Genomic DNA, 23,366 nt, shown 5'->3' with positions numbered 1-23,366 from the left:
TCACAACCCGGCCAGGCCCACCGCGAGCAGCACCACACCGACCACCGCGACCAGCACGGCCATCCCGCGCCGCCCCCGGGCGCGCACCCAGTCGTTGAGTGCCGTGAGCCGCGCGCGGGTGCGTTCCGGCGCGACAAGGTAAGCCAGCAGCGGGATCTCGACGAGGGCGAAGGCGACCACGTTGAAGATCAGCAGTGCCGCGAGCCGCGTCGTCGGGCTGATGTCGGCGGTGCCGATGACGGCCAGCGCGGCCAGGTAGTCGACCGAGGGTAGCGCGATTCCGAGCCCGGCCGCCCCGGCGACCCACAGGGATTGACCGTCGAGCAGCCGGCTCAGCCAGGCCGGCGGTGTACGCGGGCGTCCGGTGGTGACCGCCAAGAACGCGGCCACCAGCAGGGCCAGCACGCCGATCCCGATCTGTACCCGCGGCAGCGTGAAATGGGCTGACTCCAAGCGTGTTTCGAGCAGAAACAGCACCACTGCGCCCACGGTCAGGCCCATCAGGAAGCCACCGCACAGGAAGGCGGTGAGTTGCAGCAGGGGCCGTGGGCGGTTGAGCATCAGCACCGACATCCCGATGCGGAACGGTTCGAGGCTGACGGCGACGGCCATGACCAGCAGGGTGATCCACATCGCGGGCGCTGGCTACGCGTCCAGCCGCACGAATTGCCCCTGTCGATACTGCTCGACACATGCCGAGCGACGGATCTTGCCGCTGGTGGTGGTGGGGATCGAGCCGGGTGGCACCAGCACGATATCGGCGACCTGCAGTCCGTGTGCACGCGAGATCGCGGCGGTCACATCGCTTTTCGCCTCGCCCAGTTCCTCGGTGTCATCGCGTTTCTTGAACTCGATGATGGTGACCAGTTTCTCGTCGTGCTCGTCCTGCTCATCGGTCACGGCGATCGCGGCCACCCTGCCCCGGGTGATCCCGCGCACCGTCTCCTCGATGTCCTCGGAGTAGTGATTGCGCCCGCGCACGATCAGCATGTCCTTGATCCGCCCGACGATGAACAGGTCGCCCTCGGAGATGAAGCCGCGGTCCCCGGTGCGCAGCCAGTCGGTCGTCGGCAGATCGGCAGGCCCGTCGATGAGTTCGGCACCGAATCCGGTGCCGGTCTGATCGGGTTTGCGCCAGTATCCGGCCGACACGTTCTCACCGTGCGTCCAGATCTCGCCGACGGCGCCGTCCGGGCAGGGCCTGCCGGTCTCGGCGTCGACGATCAGCAGCAACGGTGACGCGGCCACCCCGTAGCGGACCAGCGGAGTGCCCCCGGGTTGACGGATCGCGGTGCCCTCGGTCAATTCGTCGATGGCGAATTCGACGACCTCGGGGATCCGTCCCTGACCGCCACTGGCCACGAACACCGTCGCCTCGGCCAGGCCGTAGGACGGCATGAGCGCCTCGGGCCGAAAACCGCACGGCGCGAAGCGATCGAGGAAGCGGGTCACGGTGGGTGGCTGGACTCGCTCGGCGCCACAGATGATGCTCTCGACGACACTCAGGTCGAGGTCCGCGAGATCCTCGTCGCTGGTGCGCCGGGCAGCCAGATCCAGGGCGAAGTTGGGTCCGCCGGATACCGTCACCCGGTGCCGGGCCATGGTCGTGAGCCAGCGTGCCGGGTGGGTGAGGAACGCCAGCGGGCTCATCAGGTCGGCCTGCGTCCCGCCCAGGATGGGCGCCGCAACCCCCAGCATCAGGCCCATATCGTGGTAGAACGGCAGCCACGAGACCAGCGCACCGCCGTCGGGGAAGGTGCCGCCGTGCCGGCGCAGATAGTCCGGCATCAACTGATCGAAGTTCGCGATCAGATTGCGGTGGCTGATCATCACGCCGGCCGGAGCCCGCGTCGACCCCGAGGTGTACTGCAGGTAGGCGATGTCCGGGCCGTCCGGGGCATCGCCGTCGACCGGTTCGGGAGTGTCCAGGTCCAGGGTGTCCACCGAGATCACCGCGGTCATGGCGGCGCCATCGTCGACATATTGGGCGGCGATGTCGAACAGGGCGGACGTGGTCAGCACCACCGCCGGCGAGGTGTCGGCCACCACCGCGCCGATGCGCTCATCGTGGGAGCCGGGCACCGGTGCCGACAACGGAACGGCGATGAACCCGGCCTGCATGGCGCCCAGGAACGCCACGATGTAGGGCAGTCCCTGCGGCGCGATGATCAGCGCCCGGTCCCCGGGCGACCCGTACTGACCGGCTTCGGCGGCCATGTTGAGGGTGCGCCGGTACAGCTGGGCCCAGGTCAGGGTTTCGGCGATACCGCCGGGATCCCGGTCGTAGTCGGTATAGGTGAACGCGAGCTCGTCGGGTGTATCGCCAGCACGTTCCCGCAGCACGGTGAGGATGGACGCGTTGGGCATGGGGGTCAGGCTACTCAAGGTTGTGTTCAGGCTGAGCGTGAGCATGGCCGCCGTGGCCTTCGAGGGGCACGATGGACGGGTGGTTTCTGTGCGGACGGCGCCGGTGGGGCCGCAATGCGTGGAAGAGTCTGGTGGGCGCACACCCCGAGGTCGCCGCCGCGCACCATTACATGTGAAGATGGAAGTGTTATGAGCGACACAGAACTGAGCCCGGCTTCGCTGCGCGAGGCGTTCGGGCATTTCCCGACCGGAGTCATCGCCATCGCCGCCGAGGTCGACGGCGTCCGGGTCGGTCTGGCGGCAAGCACCTTCGTGCCGGTATCGCTGGACCCCCCGCTGGTCTCGTTCTGCGTGCAGAACTCATCGGAGACCTGGCCCAAACTCAAGGCCCTGCCCTCGCTGGGGATCAGCGTGCTGGGCGAATCGCATGACGCCGCGGCACGCACCTTGGCCGCCAAGACCGGCGACCGTTTCGCCGGTCTGGAGACCCAGTCCCGCGACAGCGGGGCGGTGTTCGTGCACGGCACCAGCGTGTGGCTGGAAAGCACGATCACCCAAGAAGTTCCCGCCGGCGATCACACCATCGTGGTGCTGCAGGTCAGTGAGATCACCGTGCACGACGTGCCGCCGATCGTGTTCCACCGCAGCGCGTTCCGCAAACTGGGTGGCTGAGCCGCACTTCTCGGCGCAGCGCGTACCTCGCTGCTAGATCGGCGTTCGCCTACGGCCGCGATCCCAGCTCGTCGCGGTACTTCGCGACCCGCTGCTCCAGTTCGGCGGCATCCGCCGGCCTGCCTTCCTTGCGAGCGAGTTCCGCGCGGGCGGTGAGCTCCCGGATCGCGGTGCGAATATCGTTGACGCTGATCGTTTCTCGTTGTGACATGCTGTGCCTCTTCAGGGTTGATTGGCCGCTGTCACAACCGTACGCCCGATGGCGCGCCACGCACAGGCGTTGACTCTGCGCTCTGGGCGCGAGCTACTCGTACTTCTGCACCGTGGGCGCAGAGTCAACGTCCCTACCGCCGGAAAAGCTTGTTTCCCAGCCAGACGATCGGGTCGTACTTGCGATCGGCGACGCGTTCCTTCATCGGGATCAGCGCATTGTCGGTGATCTTGATGTGTTCGGGGCACACCTCGGTGCAGCACTTGGTGATGTTGCACAGGCCCAGCCCGTGCTCCTCCTGGGCCATGTCTTTGCGGTCCACGGTGTCCAGCGGATGCATGTCCAGCTCGGCGATGCGCATGTGGAATCGCGGACCCGCGAAGCTCTCCTTGTTCTCCTCGTGGTCACGCACCACGTGGCACACGTTCTGGCACAGGAAGCACTCGATGCACTTTCGGAACTCCTGGCTGCGGTTCACGTCCTCCTGCTGCATGCGGTACTCGCCCGGTTGCAGATCCTTGGGAGGGGTGAACGACGGGATCTGGCGTGCCTTCTCGTAGTTGAAGGACACGTCGGTCACCAGGTCGCGCATCACCGGGAAGGTCCGCAACGGGGTGATGGTGACGGTCTCGTTCTCGTCGAACGTGGACATCCGCGTCATGCACAGCAGCCGCGGGCGACCGTTGATCTCCGCCGAGCAGGAACCACACTTGCCGGCCTTGCAGTTCCAGCGCACCGCGAGATCGCCGGCCTGGGTGGCCTGCAGCCGATGGACGATGTCGAGCACCACTTCACCGTCGTTGACCTCGACCGTGTAGTCCTGCAGTTCGCCGCCGGACGGGTCGCCGCGCCAGACCCGTAGCTTCGCGTTGTAGGCAGCCATGGTCAGCCCTTCCGCTCGGGGTGTTCGGCCAGTTGGTCTTCGGTGTAGTACTTCTCCAGCTCGGACAGCTCGAAGGTGGCCAGCAGATCCGGCCGCATCACCGGCTGCTGTTCCGCCTCGACGGTGATGTCCGGGACGACCTGATGGTCGTCGGCGACCGCACGGCAGACCAGCAGCTTGTTGCGCCAATGCGAGTCCATCTGCGGATGGTCATCACGGGTGTGCCCGCCACGGCTCTCGGTGCGCTGCAGCGCCGCCTTGGCCACGCACTCGCTGACCAGCAGCATGTTGCGCATGTCGATGGCCAGGTGCCAGCCCGGGTTGAAGACGCGGCCGCCCTCGACGACGACGTTGGCGTAACGCGCCTTGAGCTCGTCGATCTTGGCCAGCGCCTCCTGCAGTTCAGCCTCCTTGCGGATGATGCCCGCCAGGTCGTTCATCGACTGCTGCAGTTCGGCATGCAGGGTATAGGGGTTCTCGGCGTTGGCCTTCGGCGTGAACGGGTCCAGCGCCAGTTGGGTCGCCGCGGCGAGGGCGTCGTCGGTGACCGAGGGCCGGTCGGCCAGTGACCGCACGTAGTCCGAAGCTCCGAGCCCGGCCCGGCGACCGAACACCAGCAGATCCGACAGCGAGTTGCCGCCGAGCCGGTTGGAGCCGTGCATGCCGCCGGAGCACTCGCCCGCGGCGAACAGGCCGGGGGTGGCCGCGCCGCCGCTGTCGGGGTCGACCTCGATGCCGCCCATCACGTAGTGGCAGGTCGGACCGACCTCCATCTCGTCCTTGGTGATGTCGACCTCGGCCAGCTCGATGAACTGGTGATACATCGACGGCAGCCGTCGTTTGATCTCCTCGGCGGGCATCCGGGAGGCGATGTCGAGGTAGACCCCGCCGTGCGGGCTGCCGCGGCCGGCCTTCACCTCTTCGTTGATGGCGCGGGCCACCTCGTCGCGGGGCAGCAGATCAGGGGTGCGGCGCGCGGAGTCGTTGTCCTTGAGCCACTGGTCGGCTTCTTCCTCGGACTCGGCGTACTGGCCCTTGAAGACGTCGGGGATGTAGTCGAACATGAAGCGCTTGCCCTCGGAGTTCTTCAGGACTCCGCCGTCACCGCGCACACCCTCGGTGACCAGGATGCCCTTCACCGACAGCGGCCAGACCATGCCGGTCGGGTGGAACTGGATGAACTCCATGTTGATCAGGCCCGAACCGGCGCGCAGCGCCAGGGCGTGGCCGTCGCCGGTGTACTCCCACGAGTTCGACGACACCTTGAAGGATTTGCCGATTCCGCCGGTGGCCAGCACCACCGCAGGCGCCTCGAACAGGATGAACTCGCCGGTCTCGCGCCAGTATCCGAAGGCTCCCGCGACGGCCCCGTCGTCCAGGATCAGCTCGGTGATCGAGCATTCGTGGAAGACCCGGATGCGGGCTTCGTAGTCCCCGGTTTCCCGGAAGTCCTCCTGCTGCAGGGACACGATCTTCTGCTGCAGGGTGCGGATGATCTCCAGGCCGGTCCGGTCACCGACGTGAGCCAGCCGCGGGTAGGTGTGGCCACCGAAGTTGCGTTGGCTGATCCGGCCGTCCTTGGTGCGATCGAACAGCGCCCCATAGGTTTCCAGTTCCCAGACCCGGTCCGGGGCTTCCTGGGCGTGCAGTTCGGCCATCCGCCAGTTGTTCAGGAACTTGCCGCCGCGCATGGTGTCACCGAAGTGCACCTGCCAGCTGTCCTTGGTGTTCACATTGCGCATCGCCGCCGCGCAGCCGCCCTCGGCCATCACGGTGTGCGCCTTGCCGAACAGCGATTTGGTCACCACCGCCACCCGCAGGCCGCGTTCGCGGGCCTCGATCACCGCGCGCAGCCCCGCCCCGCCGGCACCGATCACGACGACGTCGTAGGCGTGCCGTTCCAGGTCACCCATTCAAGATCCTCACTACTGTTGATTTGGGTCTGATGGCCTTGTCAGCCAATGAATCTCAGGTCGCTGATGGTTCCGCTGGCGACCAGCATGATGTAGAAGTCGGTGAACATCAGGGTGCCGAGGGTGATCCACGCGTACAGCTTGTGCCGCGTGTTCAGCTTGCTGATCTGTCCCCACATCCAGTACCGCACCGGGTGCTTGGAGAAGTGCTTGAGCCGTCCCCCGACGACGTGCCGGCACGAATGACACGACAGCGTGTAGACCCACAGCATCACGACGTTCACGAGCAGCACGATGTTGCCCAGCCCGAAACCGAATCCGGTAGGCGAGCGGAACGCCAGGATGGCGTCGTAGGTGTTGATCACCGAGATGATGGCCGCGATGTAGAAGAAGTACCGGTGCGTGTTCTGGATGATCAGCGGCAGGCGGGTCTCACCGGTGTACGTGGCGTGCGGCTCGGCCACGGCGCAGGCGGTCGGCGACTGCCAGACCGACCGGTAGTAGGCGCCGCGGTAGTAGTAGCAGGTGAGCCGGAACAGCAGCAGGAACGGCAGCGAGAACGCGGCGTAGGGCAGCCACCACACGTCCGGCAGGATCTGGCCGAAGTGGCTGGCCTCCGGGATACAACCGGACTGGGTCGCCTCGTTCCACTTCACGACGCACGGTGAGTAGAACGGCGTCAGATAGTGGTAGTCGGCGACCCAGTAGTTGTTCTGCAGGAACGCCCGCACCGTCGCATAGATGACGAACGCGGCGAAGCCGAGATCGGTCAGCAGCGGCGATTTCCACCACGCATCGGTACGCAGTGTGCGCTGCTTGATCTGCGCTCTTGTGGGTGAGAAGACGCCGTTACCTTGAGGTTTCGAGGTCGGTGCGCTCACTGAGTTCCTCTTCTTCTGTTGTATCGGGGTGGTGAACCCCGGGCGGTCTAGCGGCTGCCGCCGAGACCCTCGTCATCGACTCCCTGCCAGAAGTCTCTGGTGTAGTCGGTGTCGGGGATGGAGACCTTCTCGGTGGGGCGGGAGTGCGCTGGGGCTCCACGCATCTCCAGTTCCGCGGCATCGATGTCCAGCCGGTCGATATCGTTGAGCATGCGTTCGGCGTCGTTGACGATGCGGCGCATCGCCGGGGAGTCGCCGTAGCGGGCTCGCAGCGATGTGACGCAGCGGCGAAGGTTGCCGATCAGTTCGTGAAGTTCGGCAAGTTCGGTCGTGGTGGACAAGGGTGACCTCCTTGGGCTGAAGGGTGTCAGGGATCACATTACGCATTCGATGTTAGCCACATCCCGGACTTGAGAGTGAGACAGATCACGTCTACGTCGAGGAAAAGGATTCCGATGTCCAACCAAGATCTTCAGCAGAAGGCCTCCGCACTGCTCGCGCTGCACCGCCCCGGGGACCCGGCGATCCTGCCGACGGTGTGGGACGCATGGTCGGCGAAAACCGTGGTCGATGCCGGTTTCACCGCGCTCACCGTGGGAAGTCACCCGGTGGCCGACTCGGTGGGCAAGCCCGACGGTGAGGGCATGAGCTATGACGATCTGCTGACCCGGGTCGCGCAGATCACCGGCGCGGTCGACGTGCCGATCTCGGTGGACATCGAGTCGGGTTACGGCGAGTCGGGGGCCCGGTTGATCGACGGACTGCTGTCGGCCGGCGCGGTCGGCCTCAACATCGAGGACACCGTGCACTCCGAGGGCGGCCGGATCCGCTCCGAGGAGGATCACGCCGCACTGGTCGGTGAGCTCCGCAGGGCCGCCGACGCCGCCGGCGTGCACGTGGTCATCAACGCCCGCACCGATCTCTTCCTGCGGGAGGTCGGCGACGAGTCCGACCGGTTCGAGCGCGCGGTGCGCAAGCTGAAGATGGCCGCCGACGCGGGCGCGGACAGCCTCTACCCGGTGGGCCGCCACGATGACGACACCTACCGCCGGCTCGTCGAGGAGCTGCCGCTGCCGATCAACGCGATCGCGCTGCCGGGCCAGGACGACCCGGCGCGCTTCGGTCCGCTCGGTGTCGGCCGGATCAGCTTCGGGCCGTTCCTGCAGTTCACCCTGACCGAGCGAATCAACGAACTGGTGGCGCCCTGGAAGTAGCGGCAGACGGGGTCGTTCGTAACGCCACGGCGGAATCTCCGGTCGTCGACCGCCATGACGTTACGAACGTAAGGCCCAGGCCCGGCGGATCTTTCGCACGGTGACCGCGGGTAGCCCGGGGATCGATATAGCGGGCACCATGCGGCGCGGCGGCCGGGTAACCGGCCCGCACCCCATGGCGGCGGGATCGGAGCCGGGCGGCCTTCGGCCAGTGCCTCGCTTCCGATGAACGGATCCCGCATGTCGGCAGTGTCCGCCGGTACACCGACAGATCTGCGGGTCATCCTGGAGCGGCACTCACATCGGCTCACCGGCCGATGTGAGAACACCGTGACGGCCGATTCACACGAGGCGACATTGCGGCAATATCGGCTCCCTACCGTCGCGGTATGCAATCAGCCAAGCATGTGGTGGTCGTCGGACACGGCATGGTCGGGCACCGCTTCGTCGAGGCGTTGCGGTCCCGCGACACCGAGGGTGCGTGGCGGATCACCGTGCTCTCCGAGGAGGCCGACGCGGCCTATGACCGGGTCGGCCTGACCGGATACACCGAGCACTGGGACCGGTCCAAGCTCGCACTGCCCGGCAATGACTATGCAGGCGACAACGGTGTCGTCCTGCATCTGGGCTTGGCGGCCCGGGATATCGACCGGGCCGCCAAGACCGTCACCTTGGCCGACGGCCGGTCCCTGGATTACGACGCCCTGGTCCTGGCCACCGGTTCCTACGCCTTCGTGCCGCCGGTGCCCGGCCGTGATCTGCCGCAGTGCCACGTCTACCGCACCCTCGACGACCTGGACGCCATCCGGGACGGCGCACTGGCCGCGGCCAAGACGAAGACGCCGGTCGGCGTGGTCATCGGTGGCGGGCTGCTCGGTCTGGAAGCCGCCAATGCGCTGCGTGGCTTCGGGTTGGACACCCACGTGCTGGAGATGTCACCGCATTTGATGGCGGCCCAGCTCGACGAGGCCGGCGGCGCCGTACTGACCCGGATGATCCGCGGCCTGGGCATCGAGGTGCACACCGGCGTGAGCACCGAGAGCATCCAGCCGGCCCAGAAGAACCAGCCGCTGCGCAAATCCCAGTCCAACGACGCGGTGCGGGTGACGCTCAACGACGGCACCAGCATCGAGGCCGGTGTCGTCATCTTCGCCGCCGGTGTGCGCCCCCGCGACGAACTGGCCCGCGACGTCGGGCTCGAGCTCGCCCAGCGCGGCGGCGTGATGACCGATCGGTCCTGTGTCACCAGCGATCCCGACATCTACGCGGTCGGCGAGGTGGCGGCCATCGAGGGCCGCTGCTACGGGCTGGTCGGCCCGGGCTACACCAGCGCCGAGGTGGTCGCCGACCGGTTGCTCGGCGGTGCGGCCGAATTCGGTGAGGCCGACATGTCCACCAAGCTCAAACTTCTGGGTGTGGACGTGGCCAGTTTCGGTGACGCCAAGGGACATACACCCAACAGCCTGGACGTCGTGGTCAACGACCCGGTCAAGCAGACCTACGCCAAACTGGTGCTCTCCGATGACGCCAAGACGCTGCTCGGCGGCATCCTGGTCGGTGACGCATCGGCCTACGGTGTGCTGCGCCCGATGGTGGCCAGTGAGCTGCCCGGCGATCCGCTCTCCCTCATCGCACCGGCCGGTGACGGTGCCAGCGCGCTGGGTGTCGGCGCACTGCCCGATATCGCGCAGATCTGCTCCTGTAACAACGTCACCAAAGGTGATCTGAAGGAGGCCATCTGCGGTGGCTGTACCGATGTGCCCGGCTTGAAGAAGTGCACGCTGGCCGGCACCTCCTGCGGATCGTGCGTCCCGCTGCTCAAACAGCTGTTGGAGGCCGAGGGCGTCGAGCAATCCACCTCGCTGTGTGAGCATTTCAGTCAGTCCCGCGCCGAGATGTTCGAGATCATCAGTGCCACCGAGATCCGCACCTTCTCCGGTCTGATCGAGAAGTTCGGCACCGGAAAGGGTTGCGATATATGCAAACCCACCGTCGCCTCGATCCTGGCCTCGACCAGCTCGGACCACGTCCTGGGCGGCGAGCAGGCCTCGCTGCAGGACTCCAACGACCATTTCCTGGCCAACATCCAGAAGAACGGCAGCTACTCGGTGGTGCCGCGGGTGCCCGGCGGTGACATCACCCCCGAGCAGCTGATCCTGATCGGGGAGATCGCAAGGGATTTCGATCTCTACACCAAGATCACCGGCGGCCAGCGCATCGACATGTTCGGCGCCAGGGTTGATCAGCTGCCGGAGATCTGGCGTCGGCTGGTCGAGGGCGGCATGGAATCCGGTCAGGCCTACGGCAAATCGCTGCGCACCGTGAAGAGCTGCGTGGGCAGCGACTGGTGCCGCTACGGCCAGCAGGATTCGGTGCAGATGGCCATCAACCTGGAGCTTCGCTACCGCGGGCTGCGCGCACCCCACAAGATCAAGATGGGTGTGTCGGGCTGCGCCCGCGAATGTGCGGAAGCCCGCGGCAAGGACGTCGGTGTCATCGCCACCGAAACCGGCTGGAATCTCTACGTATCCGGCAACGGCGGGATGACCCCCAAGCACGCCCAACTGCTCGCCGGCGATCTCGATGACGAGACGCTGATCCGCTATATCGACCGCTACCTGATGTTCTACATCCGCACCGCGGACCGCTTGCAGCGCACCGCGCCGTGGCTGGACGCCCTCGAAGGCGGCCTGGACCATCTGCGCGATGTCGTCTGCAACGACTCGCTCGGGCTGGCAGCGGAATTCGAGGCAGCGGTGGCACGCCACGTCGACGGCTACGCCTGCGAATGGAAGGGCGTGCTGGATGACCCGGAGAAGCTGTCGCGCTTCGTCTCGTTCGTCAATGCTCCCGAGATCGCGGACCCGACCATCGAGTTCACCGAGTCGTTCGGCCGCAAGGTGCCGATCGGGATGCCGAAGATGCCAGCACAGGAGACCTCATGACCTTGCTCGATGATCGCAAAGACATGGATGCCCAGGGCAATTCGGAATGGACATCGGCGTGTGCGTATGACCGGCTGCTGCCGTGCCGCGGTGTCGCGGTGTTGTTGCCCGGTGGTGTGCAGGTCGCGCTGTTCCGGCTCGATGACGGTGCGCTGCATGCGGTGAGCAATATCGATCCGTTTTCCGGCGCCGCTGTGCTGTCACGGGGCATCGTCGGGGACCGCGCCGGCCGGGCCTGCGTGCAGTCACCGATCAAGAAGCAAGCGTTCTCACTGGAAGATGGTGTCTGCCTTGATAATCCGGATGTTTCGGTGCCGGTTTACCGGACCCGGATCACGCCGGACGGTTGCGTAGAGATCGCTGGGTAGCCTCCGTCGGACCCCAGAAGGCGTCCCGGCCTGGACCCGGTCGGCGCTCCACCTCATCGCGACGCTGGAGCACGGTGAGATTGCGGTAGACGGTCTCGATCACGACGCGTGACGCGCAGTGCGCGTGCAGGTGGTCGCGCAGTTCCGAGGTGGTCATCGGGCGGTCGGCGTCCTGCAATATCGTGAGCAGCTGCGCACGCAGCTGCTCACCTCCCCCCTGCGAAACCATTTGTGCGATATTAGCCGAGGAACGCCGGTGTCCCCGAATCGCCAGCTCAGCTCAGGCGGCGCGGGACAGCTGCGCGGCCTGCGCGCGCCGGAACCGGCTCGCGATCAGCCGGATCATGCCCGGATGGATGCCCAGCGGCTCGCTGACGATATCGGCGCCCGCCGCGCGCAACCGGTCCTGGAACAGGCCGTCGGCCAGCAGGTAGGACGCTACGGCCAGCCGTGCCCCGCCGGATCGGGCCCGCGCAGCCTCGACCGCGTCGGCGACCGTCGGGGCACCGGTGGCGGCATAGCCGAGTTCGACCCGGTCGCCGATCAGTGCGGACAACATCGCCGCGGTCTGCCGCAGATCGGACTGCGCGCTGCGATCCGACGTTCCGGCCGCCGCCAGGATGACGGAATCGCCCGGGCGCCAGCCCGATTCGAAGAGCCGGTCGGCGATCACGCGGACGGCGCCCGCGCACGGGCCCAGCGGCCTGGTCACCGTGACATCGGGGTGGGTGCTGGCCTGCACATGAGCGGGGACGTCGACACGGACGTGGTATCCCCCGGCCAGGAAGGCGGGCACCAGGACCGCGGGCCGGTGCGCGGGCAGGCGGTCGAGCACCTCGGTCGGGGTCGGTCCGAGCACGTCGACGAACGCGACGTGCACCTCGCGGTCGAGCACGTCGCCGACGCGGCGCGCAAGTTCCTCCACCATGGCGACGCCGCCCGGTTTGCGGGTGCCGTGGGCCACCAGCACGGCGGCGGCGCCCCGGTTCATGCCGCACCTGCCGGGAACTCGTCGACGGCCAGCCGGTACCCGCGTTTGACGACCGTCGACACGATGTTCTTGTCGCCCAACGCTGTTCGTAGACGCAGTACGGCGGTCTCGACGGCATGGGTGTCGGTACCGCTGCCCGGCAGCGCGCTCAGCAGATCGGAGCGCGACACCACCGCGCCCGGGCGGTGGGCCAGTGCCCGGATGGTCGCCATCCCGGCCGGCGGCAGCTCCTTGACCACCTCGTCGACCATCACACAGGTGCCGCGGATCTCCAGCAGGTGCCCGGCGACCCGTATCCGGCGGGACTGCAGCAGCGGCAGCTCATCGGTGATGTGGCGGGCCAGCGCGCCCAGGCGCATCCGCTCCGGGGCCGAGGTGGGCACGCCGAGACGCACCAGTGGTCGGGCGGTGATCGGTCCGACGCACATGGCGTGCACATTGGTGCGCAGTGCGGTCAGGACGGCGGGTTCCACATCGAGGTCGCGGGCACGCAGCAGCAGGGCCGCGACGGCCGGCGCGGAGGTGAAGCTGACCGCATCGAAGCGTTGTTCGGCGATACCGAGGACCAGCTGATCGAACGGTCCGTTGCGCGGTGCCGGATTCCATCGGTAGACCCGGATCGGCACCACATCGGCGCCGGCGGCCCGCAGCTCGTCCAGGAACTCCGGGAACGGGTCCCAGTCGTCGTTGGTGCCGTGCAACTGGACGGCCACCCGCATTCCGACGATGCCGCCCTCCAGCAGGTAGTGCAGCAGCTCGCGGGAGGACTCCGACTCCGGGGACCATTCCTCGGGCAGGCCTGCGGCGCGCAGTGCGCCGGTCGCCTTGGGTCCGCGGGAGACGATGCGCGCGTTGCCCAGCGCCGCGGTCAGTTCGTGGGCCAGCCCCCAGCCGTCGGCCGCGGCGATCCAGCCGCGCAGCCCGATGCCGGTGGTGGCGATGACGATGTCCGGGGGAGCGGCGATCAGGGCCTCGGTGTTGACCCGCAGTTCGTCGTCGTCGGGCAGCGGCACCATGGTGATGGCGGCCGCGCTGGTCACGGCGGCGCCGCGGCGGGTCAGCAGGGCGCTCAGCTCTTCGGCTCGCCGGGCGGAGGTCACCGCGACCCGGAACCCGGTGAGCGGAGCCCAGTCAGGTTCGGTCATGTCCCCTGTGTATTCAGTGCATGTTTCTCGGGTGTTACCTGGTGATTGCGTGGCGGTGTCGCACCGGGCTGCAGTGCAGTGAGCATGAGGTCAGAGGCTAGAAGGGCAATGTTGCACAATCGCTGCTCGCGATAACCCGGCAGTGAACTTCCGCTCACCGCCAACGGCGCCGGCCTGTGAGGTGCCGGCCTACCAGACGTCACCGTCGCGCCAGTCGCAGGCGAGGTCCGCGGAGGTGTCCAGGTCGACGTTGACCGGCAGCACGTAGACGCCGCCGTCATCGTCGGGGGTGCGGGTGACGCCGGTCGGCGCCAGTACCGAGGTCGGTCCGGTCCACTGCTGCCAGCCGCGCGGCAGGTACAGCGCCAGCCCGGCCTCCGAGGATCCCAGAGCGCCCAGTTGGTAGGCGCCGCGCAGCACCTGTTCGAGGGCGTCCATGACGGCGGTGGCCAGCCCCTGACCGCGCCAGTCCTCGCGCACCGCGACGGCTTCGATGTATCCGCAGCGCAGCGCCGCACCCCGGTAGAGCAGCCTGCGCTGCACGACCGCTCCGTGCGCGATGATGGCGCCGCGGTGGCCGATGAGCGCATGCATGCCGCCCAGCGCGTGTTCCCAGTCGGAATCGTCGAAGGCGCCGTCGGGATCGCCGCCCCCGTCGGCGTTGAAGGCGTCGACGACCATCCGGTGGGCGTCATCGCGCGTCTCGGCATCCAGGTCGGCGGTGTGGATCAGGCGGGCGGTGTGGACTTCCCGCACCGCACCCTGGCTGTGGCTGTGACTGCGCACAAATGCGTTTCTACCACCAATCCGGGGGCAGTGATCAGAACGGCCGGCGCGGCCGCGACCAGTGCAGCCGCACCGTCTGGCCGGGCCGGGTCTGACCCAGCTTGTCGATGTCCTCTTCGGTCACCACCCCGATCACCGGGTAGCCACCGGTCACCGGGTGATCCGGCCCCAGAATCACCGGAAATCCGTTGGGCGGGACCTGGATCGCGCCGCGGGTGGCGCCCTCGCTGGGCAGCTGCCGGTCGGGCCAGCGGTACTCCAGTGGCATCCCGACCAGCCGCATCCCGACCCGGTCGCTGCGGTTGGTGACCTGCCAGTTCGTGCGGATCAGGATGTCCGGATCGACGAACCAGTCGTCGCGAGGGCCGGGTACCACCTGGAGCTCGAGGATGTCGGGTTCGATGGTGCCGACCGGCGCCTGGTCGAGTTCGGGGAACTCGGCGGTGTGCTCACCGACGGGCAGCACATCGCCCACCCGCAGCGGAGCGGGCCCGATGCTGGACATCACGTCATAGCTGCGCGAACCGAGCACGGGCTCCACGTCGATCCCACCGCGCACCGCCAGGTAGCTGCGCAGCCCGGAGTGCGGGGAGCCCAGCGAGATCACCTCACCGTCATGGGCATAGTGGATACTGTTGGTGCCGAACGGAACTCCATTGACAGCCGGGTCGGTGTCGGCGCCGGTCACGGCAATGGCGACCCCTTCTTTCCCGCCGCCGTGCACCCGCGCGGAGAACCCGCCGAAGGTGACCTCGACGGTGGCCCGTTCACCGGGGTTGGCGACCAGCCGGTTGGCCAGCGTGTGGGCGCGGCGGTCGGCCGCCCCGGAGCGCGTCACCCCCATGTGGGCCAGGCCGGGACGGCCCAGATCCTCGACGAGGGCCAGCGGGCCGGTGCGCAGAATCTCCAATTCGATGCTCATGAGATCTCCCGGAACGCGACGGTCATCCCCGGTGTCAGCAGGGCGGGTTTGTCCCGGGTGACGTCGAACAGAGCGGCGTCGGTACGGCCGATCAGCTGCCAGCCGCCGGGGATTCGCGGGGTAGACGCCGCTGAACTCGCCGGCCAGACCGACCGACCCGGCGGGCACCCGGGTGCGCGGCTCATCGCGGCGAGGTACCTGCAGGCGCGGGTCCCCGCCGACCAGATACGCGAATCCCGGTGCGAAACCCCCGAATCCGACCCGCCACAGGGTTCCGGTGTGGGCGGCGATCACGTCGGCAGTGCTCAGCCCGGTGAGCTCCGCGACCGCGTCCAGGTCGGCGCCGTCGTAGGTCACCTCGATGACCGTGTCGGGTTCATCGGCCGTGCGGCCCTCGGTGACGGACTGCTCCGGGTGCAGCTTTCCGAGCCGTTGCCGGGTCGGCGCGAGATAGCGGGGCCCATCGAGCTTCATCAGTACGGTCCGGGAGGCGGGCACGATGTCGACAACGCCCGGCAGAGCTGCCCGTGTCAGGGTGTCGGTCCAGGCCAATACATCCGCGGTGCTGTCGAACTCGAGCAGCAGCGCCTGGTCGCCATAGTCGTGCACGGTGCCCAGTGCGCCGGGCGCCTTGATTTCCGTTGTCAGGCTCATCTACCGAAGCTACCGCCGAGTAAGTTATTTCTCGAGGGCTCTGCGAGCTTTGCCAGAGGAGCCTTAGGGCTTGCTCATACGCGATCCGCTTCCGGCTTCTCGCTGGGTCTCACGCCGCGGGCTGGTACGTCGGCTCGCGACGCTTGATCACCGCGATCACCCGGTAGGTCACCGGCAACATGACGATCTCGATGACGGTCTTGTACAGCCAGCCCAGCGCGGTGTAGACGACGAAGTCGTGGAAGCTGGTGATCCCGATGGCATTGGCGGCGATGGCGCAGAACACCAGGGTGTCACCGAGCTGGCCGCCGAACGTGGAGCCGATCAACCGGGCCCACAGGTGCTTCTCCTTGGTGCGCTCCTTGATCTTCACCACCAGCCAGGCGTTGATGGTCTGGCCGACGAGGAAGCCGGCCAGCCCGGCCACGATCAGTTGGGTGTAGGCGTGTACGACGTTCTCGAAGTGCGGCTGGTTGACGTAGAAGTCGGCGGCCGGCAGATAGATGGTCACCCAGAACGCCGCCGCGGCCAGCGCGTTCATCCCGAATCCGAGCAGGATCGCCTTGCGGGCGGCCTTGAAGCCGTACACCTCGGAGAGCACGTCGCCGATCACGTAGGTGAGCGGGAAGACGATGAAACCGCCGTCGGTGATGATCGGGCCGAAGGCCACCCCCTTGGTGGCGGTGACGTTGGAGATGATCACCAGGGCGGTGAAGACGGCGACGAGCACCGGATAGTAGGCCGAACCGACTTGGGCAAACGATGGTCGCTGTTCGGGGGAGTCGGTCAGGCTGCTCACCCGGATATCTTGTCAGGCCAGGGCGGCGCTCAGCATCGGCGGCAGCTGATCGGCCACCAGCGGCAGCGACAGCGGAGAGCAGAAGGCGATCGCCGCGGCCAGGTCGCGGCCGGTGAAGACATTGCGCCCGCCCTGCTCGGCGACGATCGGGTCGGCGGCCAGTATCGCGGTCTCCGCGTCGTCGGCGGCCCAGATCAGCACATCCGCGCCGCCCAGTACCTCGGCCATCCGGTCGCGGGGCACCGTCGCGTCGACCTCCGGTATCTCGAAACCCAGCTGGGTGAGGAACTCGGTGCGCCAGCCGGCCGGGGTCGTCACCAGCCCGCCGTCGTCCAGGCTGCCCTGCAGCAGCAGCGCCCGTTTGCCCGTGAACGCGGGAGTCTGCGTGCCCAACGTCGTGAACCGGGTGTCGATATCGGCGATGAGCTGCTGCATCTGGTCGTGCTGAAACACCGCCGCCCCGATCGCGGTGGCCTGGTCCTTCCACGGCTCGAAGAACGCGTCCTGGCCGGCTTGAGCGATGGTCGGCGCGACGTTGGACAGCCGGGTGTAGGTATCCCGATCGAGCCCGGCATTGGTGGCGATGATCAGATCCGAGTTGAGCGCGGTGATGGCCTCGAAGTTGATGCCGCCGTCGAGGTTCAGCACGGCCGGCTGAGCGGTACCGAGAGCGGGGACCGCCCACGGCCACACCGCGAACGGCTGCCCGCCGAACCATTCGGTGACCGCGATCGGGACCACTCCGACGGCGAGCAGACAATCCTGCCCGGTCAGTCCGGCGCTGATCACCCGGGTGGGCGGCGCCGGAACCTTGGTCTCGCCGAACGCGTGGTCGACGGTGACGGAGCCGTCATCGGCGACGGTGCCGGGTGGGTCCGATTTGCATGCGGTCACCGCTGCCATCGACCCGGCGGCAAGCGCCATCAGGAAACCTCGCCGGGACCAGGTTGTCGGCACGCCGTGAGCGTAACCGCTGATCGCACCGCGGCGGCGGTGCTACGGCCGGCTCACGCCGCGCAGCAGCACCTGCAGGCCGAACTCGAAGGCGTCACCGGGCCGATCCGCCGCCGCGGCCCCGGTGGACAGCGCGGCGGCCAGTTCCGGTCCGGCGCCGCCACCGTCGCCCCAGGGCGCAGCGGGCGCGGCCACATCCAGGGCCGAGCCGAGCACGAAGCTGTCGATGAGCGTGATGGTGCGCAGGGTGTCTGCGGCGGTGAAGCCGGCGCCGGTGAGGGTGACGGCCAGTGCGTTGTACATCGCGACGGCCTGATGGCTGCCGACCGGGTAGGCGGTCATCAGCGGTATCAGCCGGGGGTAGCGGGCGTAGCTGCGGTAGTAGGACCGCACGATGTCGCCGACGACGTCGATCCACGGTCCGGCGAGATCGGGCAGGCGGACCTCGCTCATGGCTTTCTCGCGGAGCAGTTCGATGATCTGCTCGCGCCCGGAGACGTGGTTGTACAGCGAGGACGGGCTGACCTTCAGGGTGCGGGCCAGTTCGGGAATGGTGAATCCGCCGGTCCGATCGACCAGATCCATTGCGGCCGTGGCGATCAGGTCGCTGGACAGGATCGCCACCCTCGGTCGTCCCATATGACTTTCTCCTCCAGCACTTGCGGAAACGTGGGTTGGGTCACACAATAAACGAATTCGATTCGTTTTAGGAGTATGGACATGCGCACCCTGATCGCCGGAGCCGCCGCACCGCTGTCACGTTCCAACGCCTCGCAACGTCCGCCGCTGCGGGTGGGGCTGGTGCAGCACCGCTGGCGCGCGGACGCCGCCGAACTGGCCCGGGTGCTGCGCGACGGGATCGACCGGGCCGCCGGCGAGGGCGCCACCGCGGTATTCCTGCCCGAGATCACCCTGCTGCGCTACCCCGCCGACACGCCCGCCGGGGTGAACCCGGGCGATGGCGCCGAGGATCTCACCGGCGGGCCGACCTTCGCGCTGGCCGCCGAGGCGGCCCGCGCCAACCAGGTCTTCGTGCACGCATCCCTGTACGAGAAGGCGCCGGCGGCAGACGGTTTGGGCTTCAACACCGCCATCCTGGTCTCCCCGGCGGGCGATCTGGTGGGCCGCACCCGCAAGATGCACATCCCCATCTCCGCCGGCTACTACGAGGACACCTACTTCAGGGCGGGTCCGCCCGAGGACGCGTACCCGGTCTACGCCCCCGAGGGCCTGGACGCCCGCATCGGCCTGCCGACCTGCTGGGACGAATGGTTCCCGGAGGTCGCCCGCAACTACTCGCTCGGTGGCGCCGAAATCGTGGTGTATCCGACCGCGATCGGATCCGAGCCGGTGTTCCCGGACTTCGATACCCAGCCCCTGTGGCAGCAGGTCATCGTCGCCAACGGCATCAACAGCGGCCTGTTCATGATCGTGCCCAACCGCACCGGCAACGAGGGTGCCCTGTCGTTCTACGGTTCGTCGTTCATCTCCGACCCGTACGGGCGGGTGCTGGTGCAGGCGCCGCGTGACGAGGAGGCGGTGCTGGTCGCCGATCTGGATCTGGATCAGCGCCGGGACTGGCTGGAGCTCTTCCCGTTCCTGCTGACCCGGCGCCCGGACAGCTACGGCGGGCTGACCGCGCCGGTGAATCCGTCCCAGCCGTACGGCACCGGTCACTACGCCACGGCGGTCGTCAAATGACGACCTATCTGATGCCCGCCGAGGGCGCACCGCAGGACCGGGTGTGGATGGCCTACCCGTCCGCGGGGTACTCACTCGGCGACACCGAGGCCGAACACCATGAGGCCCGCACCACCTGGGCCGCGGTGGCACACGCGATCGCGGAGTTCGAACCGGTCTCGCTGCTGGTCGATCCCGGGGAGATCAGCGCCGCCAAACGCTATGTCTCCCAAGACATCGACATCGTGGAAGCGCCGCTCGACGACGCCTGGATGCGGGACATCGGTCCGACGTTCGTGCATGCCGACGACGGGTCGGTGGCCGCCGTGGACTGGGTGTTCAACGGATGGGGTGGCCAGGACTGGGCGCGCTGGGACCGGGACGCGAAGGTCGGCGCGCTGATCGCCGAGATCGCCGGGGTTCCGCTGGTGTCCTCACCACTTGTCAATGAGGGCGGCGGAATTCAGGTCGACGGGTGCGGCACCGTGCTCGTCACCGACACGGTGCAGCTGGATCCGGGCCGCAACCCGGGCCTGAGCAGATCGGACGTCGAGGCAGAACTCGCCCGCACCATCGGCGCCGCCGAGGTGGTGTGGCTGCCGCGTGGACTGACCCGCGACTCGGAACGTTTCGGCACCCGCGGCCACGTCGACATCGTCGCCGCGTTCACCGCGCCGGGCCGCCTGCTGCTGCATACCCAGACCGCGGGCGCACACCCCGACACCGCGGTGTGCCGCGAACTCCGGGAACAACTCGCCGACCGATTCGAGGTCATCGAGATGCCGGCACCGGATACCCTCACCGATGATGAGGGGTACGTGGACTACAGCTATATCAACCACCTCGTGGTCAACGGCGGCGTGATCGCCTGCAGTTTCGGTGATCCGCGCGACGCGGACGCCGCATCCATTCTCGCCGAACAGTATCCGGGCCGCAGGGTGGTCTCGGTCGATGCCCGCCCGTTGTTCGCGCGGGGCGGCGGTGTCCACTGCATCACTCAGCACCAGCCGTCCCCCACCCAGGCGGCGCTGTGAGCACGCTGTTCACCGGCGGCACCATCTGGACCGGCACCGACACCACGGACGCCTTGCTCGTCAGCGACGGCATCGTGGTGGCGGTCGGTGCGCAGGCGCAGGCATCGAATGCCGATGAGCGGGTCGATCTTGCGGGCGGATTCCTCATGCCGTCCTTCGGGGACGGGCACGCCCATCCGCTCTACGGTGGCCTGGAGTCGGTGGGGCCGCAGGTGCGGCCGTGCGGCTCGGTCGAGGAGATCGTGGCCGCGGTCAAGACCTACGCCGATGCCCACCCCGACCAGGAGTGGATCGTCGGCGCCTCCTATGACGGCAGCCTGGTCGAGGGCGGGCTGTTCGACGCGCGCTGGCTCGACGCGGCCGTCCCGGACCGGCCGGTGGTGCTGCGGGCCTGGGACTACCACACGTTCTGGGTGAATTCCGTGGCCCTGCAGCGGGCCGGTATCACCGCCGAGACCCCGGATCCGGTGCTCGGTGAGATCCCCCGCCGCGCGGACGGTTCGGTGCTCGGCACGCTGCGCGAATGGGGTGCCACCGATCTGGTCGCCGCGGTGATGCCCGCACGCGACGAGACCGTGCGGCTCGCCGCCCTCGGTACCGCGGCGGACTACTACCTGGCGCGTGGCGTGACCTGGGTGCAGGACGCGTGGGTGGAACCCGCCGATGTGGACACCTATATCGCGGCGGCTACCGCCGGTGCGCTGCGGATGCGCTTCAATCTGGCGCTGTATGCCGACCCGCGGCATTTCGACACGCAGGTAAGGCATTTCGGCGAAGCACGCGGCCGGGTGCGGGGCGCCGGCTCGCCGCTGCTGTCGGCCGACACGGTGAAATTTTTCGCGGACGGGGTCGTCGAGAACGAGACCGGCGCGCTGTTGGCACCGTACTGCTCCGGGCTGCACAGCCACGGCATGCAGCTGTGGGAGGGCGATGCGCTGGCCCGCGCCGCGCAGCGGGTCGACGATCTCGGACTGCAGATCCACATCCATGCCATCGGGGATGCCGCGGTGCGCCAAGCCCTCGATGCCATCGAACACGTGGTCCGCACCAACGGTCCGCGTGACCGCCGGCCCGTCATCGCGCACGCGCAGTTGGTCGACGACGCCGATCTGGGCCGGTTCGTCGAACTGGGCGTCATCCCTAACATGCAGCCGCTGTGGGCGCAGCTGGATGCGTTGATGACGGTGCTGACCGTGCCGCGACTGGGTGCCGCACGCTCCGACAAGCAGTACCGCATCCGCTCCCTGGAAAAGTCCGGGGCCGCACTCGCGTTCGGATCCGACTGGCCGGTGTCCTCGGGAGCGCCGCTGGATGGCATCGCGGTCGCGGTGTCGCGCCAGACCGAGGACGGCACGCCCGCCGGAGGCTGGACCCCGCACGAGATTCTCCCGATCGAGGCCGCACTGTCCGCCTACACGGCCGGCGTCGCGCATCAGGCGTTCGCCGAATCGGACTGGGGCCAGCTGATTCCCGGGGCCAGTGCCGATCTGGTCTGGCTGGACTCCGACCCCACCACGACCGCGGCCCATGAGCTGCCGGCCGTCACCGTCCGGGCCACCTACCTGCACGGGCAACCGGTCTACACGAGGGAAGGCTGAATCCATGTCCGTTACCGACACCGAAACCGAAGGCTCGCTCAAACGGGTGCTCGGGCTGCCCTCGCTGGTGCTGTTCGGTCTGGTCTACATGGTGCCGCTCACCGTGTTCACCACCTACGGCATCGTCACCGAGACCAGCGGCGGCCGCCTGCCGTTGGCGTACGTGGTGACCCTGGTCGCGATGGTGTTCACCGCGCGGTCCTATGCCAGGATGGCCACCGCGTACCCGGTGGCGGGATCGGCCTATACCTACGCGCAGAAGACGTTCGGCGCACCGGCCGGCTTCCTGGCCGGGTGGGCGCTGCTGCTGGATTACCTGTTCCTGCCGATGATCAACTATCTGGTCATCGGGATCTATCTGGAGGCGGCCATTCCGGCGCTGCCGGCCTGGGTGATCATCCTGGTCACGATCGCGATCGTCACGGTGCTCAACATCGTCGGCATCGTCTCGGTGGCACGCGCGAACTTCCTGATCATCGCGATCCAGGCCGTGTTCATCGTGGTGTTCGCGGTGCTGGTGATCGCATCCCTTTCCGGCAGCGGGACCGTGGATCTCGCGGCCCCGTTCACCGGTGACGGCACCGCCGACGGACTGGGCCCGGTCTTCGCGGGCGCGGCCATCCTCTGCCTGTCGTTCCTCGGCTTCGATGCGGTGTCCACCTTGTCCGAGGAGGCCAAGGACGCCAAACGCACTGTTCCGCGGGCCATCATGATCGCCACCGTGTCGGCTGGACTGATCTTCATCGTCCTGTCCTACCTGGGGCACCTGGTGTTCCCGTCCAACGAGTTCGCCGATGTCGACTCCGGATCGCTGGATGTGATGGCCGCTGCCGGCGGCGACTTCCTCGTCACGTTCTTCACCGCTGCCTATGTGGCGGGCGCGCTGGGATCGGCGATCACCTCGCAGGCCTCGGTGGCCCGGATCCTCTTCGCCATGGGTCGCGACGGGATACTGCCCCGCACGGTGTTCGGGCATGTGTCGCGCCGGTTCGCCACACCCGTGTACGCGATCCTGGTGGTGTCTGCGGTGTCGTTGCTCGCCATCGTGATCGACCTCGCGACGCTGGCATCCTTGATCAGTTTCGGTGCGCTGGTGGCGTTCTCAGTGGTGAACCTGTCGGTGATCAAGCACTACTTCGTGGATCTGCGTGAGCGGTCCGGTGGCCAGGTCATCGGCAGCCTGATCCTGCCGTTCATCGGCTTCGCGCTCACGGTGTGGCTGTGGACCAGTCTGTCGGTGATGACGCTGGTGACCGGATTGATCTGGCTGGCAGTCGGTTTCGTCTGGCTGCTGGGTGTGACGCGGTTGTTCCGCCGGCCCACCCCCACATTGGATCTCAAGGAGTAGG

Annotated in this window: 23 protein-coding genes and 1 pseudogene; 8 read left to right on the top strand and 16 right to left on the bottom strand. The window is 67.7% G+C overall.

Annotated elements, in window-relative coordinates:
• Both EXE63_RS13425 and EXE63_RS13420 read right to left on the bottom strand, forming a co-directional pair.
• Positions 1–633 (bottom strand): GAP family protein, encoded by a 633-nt coding sequence (locus EXE63_RS13425; RefSeq protein ID WP_168142333.1) that lies wholly within the window; start codon positions 631–633, stop codon positions 1–3.
• A gap of 12 nt (positions 634–645) precedes the next feature.
• Positions 646–2,367 (bottom strand): AMP-binding protein, encoded by a 1,722-nt coding sequence (locus EXE63_RS13420; protein WP_168142332.1) that lies wholly within the window; start codon positions 2,365–2,367, stop codon positions 646–648.
• 189 nt (positions 2,368–2,556) lie between these two features.
• Here EXE63_RS13420 and EXE63_RS13415 point away from each other — a divergent pair, with 189 nt between their 5' ends.
• Positions 2,557–3,039 (top strand): flavin reductase family protein, encoded by a 483-nt coding sequence (locus EXE63_RS13415; RefSeq protein WP_105365976.1) that lies wholly within the window; start codon positions 2,557–2,559, stop codon positions 3,037–3,039.
• A 49-nt stretch (positions 3,040–3,088) separates the two neighbouring features.
• On the opposite strand, the gene EXE63_RS13410 is transcribed toward EXE63_RS13415, so the two are convergent.
• The 5 genes from EXE63_RS13410 to EXE63_RS13390 form a co-directional block, all read right to left on the bottom strand.
• A complete protein-coding gene (locus tag EXE63_RS13410; protein WP_168142331.1) occupies positions 3,089–3,250 on the bottom strand; it encodes a hypothetical protein in 162 nt (53 codons plus the stop codon).
• Positions 3,251–3,383: 133 nt separating this feature from the next.
• Positions 3,384–4,133 (bottom strand): succinate dehydrogenase/fumarate reductase iron-sulfur subunit, encoded by a 750-nt coding sequence (locus EXE63_RS13405; RefSeq protein WP_168142330.1) that lies wholly within the window; start codon positions 4,131–4,133, stop codon positions 3,384–3,386.
• Between the two features lie 2 nt (positions 4,134–4,135).
• On the bottom strand, positions 4,136–6,046 hold the full coding sequence (locus tag EXE63_RS13400; protein WP_168142329.1) for a fumarate reductase/succinate dehydrogenase flavoprotein subunit: 1,911 nt from the start codon (positions 6,044–6,046) through the stop codon (positions 4,136–4,138).
• A 41-nt stretch (positions 6,047–6,087) separates the two neighbouring features.
• Positions 6,088–6,927: a succinate dehydrogenase subunit SdhC gene (sdhC, locus tag EXE63_RS13395; RefSeq protein ID WP_168142328.1), complete on the bottom strand. Its 840-nt coding sequence runs from the start codon at positions 6,925–6,927 to the stop codon at positions 6,088–6,090.
• A gap of 47 nt (positions 6,928–6,974) precedes the next feature.
• On the bottom strand, positions 6,975–7,268 hold the full coding sequence (locus EXE63_RS13390; protein ID WP_168142327.1) for an Rv0250c family protein: 294 nt from the start codon (positions 7,266–7,268) through the stop codon (positions 6,975–6,977).
• A gap of 114 nt (positions 7,269–7,382) precedes the next feature.
• Between EXE63_RS13390 and EXE63_RS13385 the strand changes: the two genes are divergently transcribed.
• The 3 genes from EXE63_RS13385 (at position 7,383) to nirD (ending at position 11,454) form a co-directional block, all read left to right on the top strand.
• Positions 7,383–8,141, top strand: a complete 759-nt coding sequence (locus EXE63_RS13385) for an isocitrate lyase/PEP mutase family protein (RefSeq protein ID WP_168142326.1) — start codon at positions 7,383–7,385, stop codon at positions 8,139–8,141.
• A 389-nt stretch (positions 8,142–8,530) separates the two neighbouring features.
• Entirely contained in the window at positions 8,531–11,086 is a 2,556-nt protein-coding gene (gene nirB, locus EXE63_RS13380; protein ID WP_168142325.1) for a nitrite reductase large subunit NirB, read from the top strand.
• Entirely contained in the window at positions 11,083–11,454 is a 372-nt protein-coding gene (gene nirD / locus EXE63_RS13375) for a nitrite reductase small subunit NirD (RefSeq protein WP_168142324.1), read from the top strand. The genes nirB and nirD overlap by 4 nt, the downstream gene beginning before the upstream one ends.
• Here nirD and EXE63_RS13370 read toward each other — a convergent pair.
• The 9 genes and pseudogenes from EXE63_RS13370 to EXE63_RS13330 all read right to left on the bottom strand — a co-directional run bounded on the left by EXE63_RS13370 (position 11,420) and on the right by EXE63_RS13330 (position 18,344).
• Entirely contained in the window at positions 11,420–11,683 is a 264-nt protein-coding gene (locus EXE63_RS13370) for a helix-turn-helix domain-containing protein (protein WP_168142323.1), read from the bottom strand. The two genes, nirD and EXE63_RS13370, sit on opposite strands and share 35 nt — an antisense overlap.
• A 51-nt stretch (positions 11,684–11,734) precedes the next feature.
• The gene (locus EXE63_RS13365) at positions 11,735–12,445 is read right to left on the bottom strand and encodes a sirohydrochlorin chelatase (protein WP_168142322.1); all 711 of its coding nucleotides are present in this window, start codon (positions 12,443–12,445) and stop codon (positions 11,735–11,737) included.
• Positions 12,442–13,590, bottom strand: a complete 1,149-nt coding sequence (locus EXE63_RS13360) for a uroporphyrinogen-III synthase (protein WP_168142321.1) — start codon at positions 13,588–13,590, stop codon at positions 12,442–12,444. The genes EXE63_RS13365 and EXE63_RS13360 overlap by 4 nt, the downstream gene beginning before the upstream one ends.
• Positions 13,591–13,779: 189 nt before the next feature.
• Positions 13,780–14,376: a GNAT family N-acetyltransferase gene (locus EXE63_RS13355; RefSeq protein WP_234904484.1), complete on the bottom strand. Its 597-nt coding sequence runs from the start codon at positions 14,374–14,376 to the stop codon at positions 13,780–13,782.
• 34 nt (positions 14,377–14,410) lie between these two features.
• The gene (locus EXE63_RS13350) at positions 14,411–15,298 is read right to left on the bottom strand and encodes a 5-oxoprolinase/urea amidolyase family protein (protein ID WP_168142320.1); all 888 of its coding nucleotides are present in this window, start codon (positions 15,296–15,298) and stop codon (positions 14,411–14,413) included.
• A pseudogene (locus tag EXE63_RS13345) lies at positions 15,295–15,952 on the bottom strand (5-oxoprolinase subunit B family protein). Before EXE63_RS13345 ends, EXE63_RS13350 begins: the two are co-directional and overlap by 4 nt.
• Positions 15,953–16,061: 109 nt before the next feature.
• Positions 16,062–16,742 carry a queuosine precursor transporter gene (locus EXE63_RS13340; protein ID WP_168145560.1) on the bottom strand — a complete coding sequence of 227 codons (681 nt, stop codon included), beginning with the start codon at positions 16,740–16,742 and terminating at the stop codon, positions 16,062–16,064.
• A gap of 21 nt (positions 16,743–16,763) precedes the next feature.
• Complete coding sequence (locus tag EXE63_RS13335) at positions 16,764–17,708, bottom strand: ABC transporter substrate-binding protein (RefSeq protein ID WP_234904483.1); 945 nt, start codon at positions 17,706–17,708, stop codon at positions 16,764–16,766.
• Positions 17,709–17,747: 39 nt separating this feature from the next.
• Positions 17,748–18,344, bottom strand: a complete 597-nt coding sequence (locus EXE63_RS13330; protein WP_168142319.1) for a TetR/AcrR family transcriptional regulator C-terminal domain-containing protein — start codon at positions 18,342–18,344, stop codon at positions 17,748–17,750.
• Positions 18,345–18,425: 81 nt separating this feature from the next.
• Between EXE63_RS13330 and EXE63_RS13325 the strand changes: the two genes are divergently transcribed.
• The 4 genes from EXE63_RS13325 to EXE63_RS13310 are packed head-to-tail and all read left to right on the top strand — an operon-like array spanning position 18,426 to position 23,365.
• Complete coding sequence (locus EXE63_RS13325; protein WP_168142318.1) at positions 18,426–19,406, top strand: nitrilase-related carbon-nitrogen hydrolase; 981 nt, start codon at positions 18,426–18,428, stop codon at positions 19,404–19,406.
• Positions 19,403–20,419: an agmatine deiminase family protein gene (locus EXE63_RS13320; RefSeq protein ID WP_168142317.1), complete on the top strand. Its 1,017-nt coding sequence runs from the start codon at positions 19,403–19,405 to the stop codon at positions 20,417–20,419. The genes EXE63_RS13325 and EXE63_RS13320 overlap by 4 nt, the downstream gene beginning before the upstream one ends.
• Positions 20,416–22,017: an amidohydrolase gene (locus EXE63_RS13315; RefSeq protein WP_168142316.1), complete on the top strand. Its 1,602-nt coding sequence runs from the start codon at positions 20,416–20,418 to the stop codon at positions 22,015–22,017. The genes EXE63_RS13320 and EXE63_RS13315 overlap by 4 nt, the downstream gene beginning before the upstream one ends.
• A gap of 4 nt (positions 22,018–22,021) precedes the next feature.
• Positions 22,022–23,365, top strand: coding sequence for an APC family permease (locus tag EXE63_RS13310; RefSeq protein WP_168142315.1), 1,344 nt, complete (start codon positions 22,022–22,024; stop codon positions 23,363–23,365).
• Position 23,366: the final 1 nt, after the last annotated feature.

Source organism: Mycolicibacterium frederiksbergense (assembly GCF_012223425.1).
Taxonomy (GTDB): domain Bacteria; phylum Actinomycetota; class Actinomycetes; order Mycobacteriales; family Mycobacteriaceae; genus Mycobacterium; species Mycobacterium frederiksbergense.
This window is presented reverse-complemented; position numbering and strand designations above follow the sequence as displayed.

Bases quoted from the DNA above. Each gene is read 5' to 3' on its own strand.
- EXE63_RS13350 (WP_168142320.1), bottom strand. From the start codon at position 15,298: ATGAGCATCGAATTGGAGATTCTGCGCACCGGCCCGCTGGCCCTCGTC.
- EXE63_RS13420 (WP_168142332.1), bottom strand. From the start codon at position 2,367: ATGCCCAACGCGTCCATCCTCACCGTGCTGCGGGAACGTGCTGGCGAT.
- EXE63_RS13415 (WP_105365976.1), top strand. From the start codon at position 2,557: ATGAGCGACACAGAACTGAGCCCGGCTTCGCTGCGCGAGGCGTTCGGG.
- EXE63_RS13400 (WP_168142329.1), bottom strand. From the start codon at position 6,046: ATGGGTGACCTGGAACGGCACGCCTACGACGTCGTCGTGATCGGTGCC.
- EXE63_RS13325 (WP_168142318.1), top strand. From the start codon at position 18,426: ATGCGCACCCTGATCGCCGGAGCCGCCGCACCGCTGTCACGTTCCAAC.
- EXE63_RS13385 (WP_168142326.1), top strand. From the start codon at position 7,383: ATGTCCAACCAAGATCTTCAGCAGAAGGCCTCCGCACTGCTCGCGCTG.
- EXE63_RS13410 (WP_168142331.1), bottom strand. From the start codon at position 3,250: ATGTCACAACGAGAAACGATCAGCGTCAACGATATTCGCACCGCGATC.
- EXE63_RS13320 (WP_168142317.1), top strand. From the start codon at position 19,403: ATGACGACCTATCTGATGCCCGCCGAGGGCGCACCGCAGGACCGGGTG.
- EXE63_RS13405 (WP_168142330.1), bottom strand. From the start codon at position 4,133: ATGGCTGCCTACAACGCGAAGCTACGGGTCTGGCGCGGCGACCCGTCC.
- EXE63_RS13360 (WP_168142321.1), bottom strand. From the start codon at position 13,590: ATGACCGAACCTGACTGGGCTCCGCTCACCGGGTTCCGGGTCGCGGTG.
- EXE63_RS13370 (WP_168142323.1), bottom strand. From the start codon at position 11,683: ATGGTTTCGCAGGGGGGAGGTGAGCAGCTGCGTGCGCAGCTGCTCACG.
- EXE63_RS13310 (WP_168142315.1), top strand. From the start codon at position 22,022: ATGTCCGTTACCGACACCGAAACCGAAGGCTCGCTCAAACGGGTGCTC.
- nirB (WP_168142325.1), top strand. From the start codon at position 8,531: ATGCAATCAGCCAAGCATGTGGTGGTCGTCGGACACGGCATGGTCGGG.
- EXE63_RS13425 (WP_168142333.1), bottom strand. From the start codon at position 633: ATGTGGATCACCCTGCTGGTCATGGCCGTCGCCGTCAGCCTCGAACCG.
- EXE63_RS13365 (WP_168142322.1), bottom strand. From the start codon at position 12,445: ATGAACCGGGGCGCCGCCGCCGTGCTGGTGGCCCACGGCACCCGCAAA.
- nirD (WP_168142324.1), top strand. From the start codon at position 11,083: ATGACCTTGCTCGATGATCGCAAAGACATGGATGCCCAGGGCAATTCG.
- EXE63_RS13330 (WP_168142319.1), bottom strand. From the start codon at position 18,344: ATGGGACGACCGAGGGTGGCGATCCTGTCCAGCGACCTGATCGCCACG.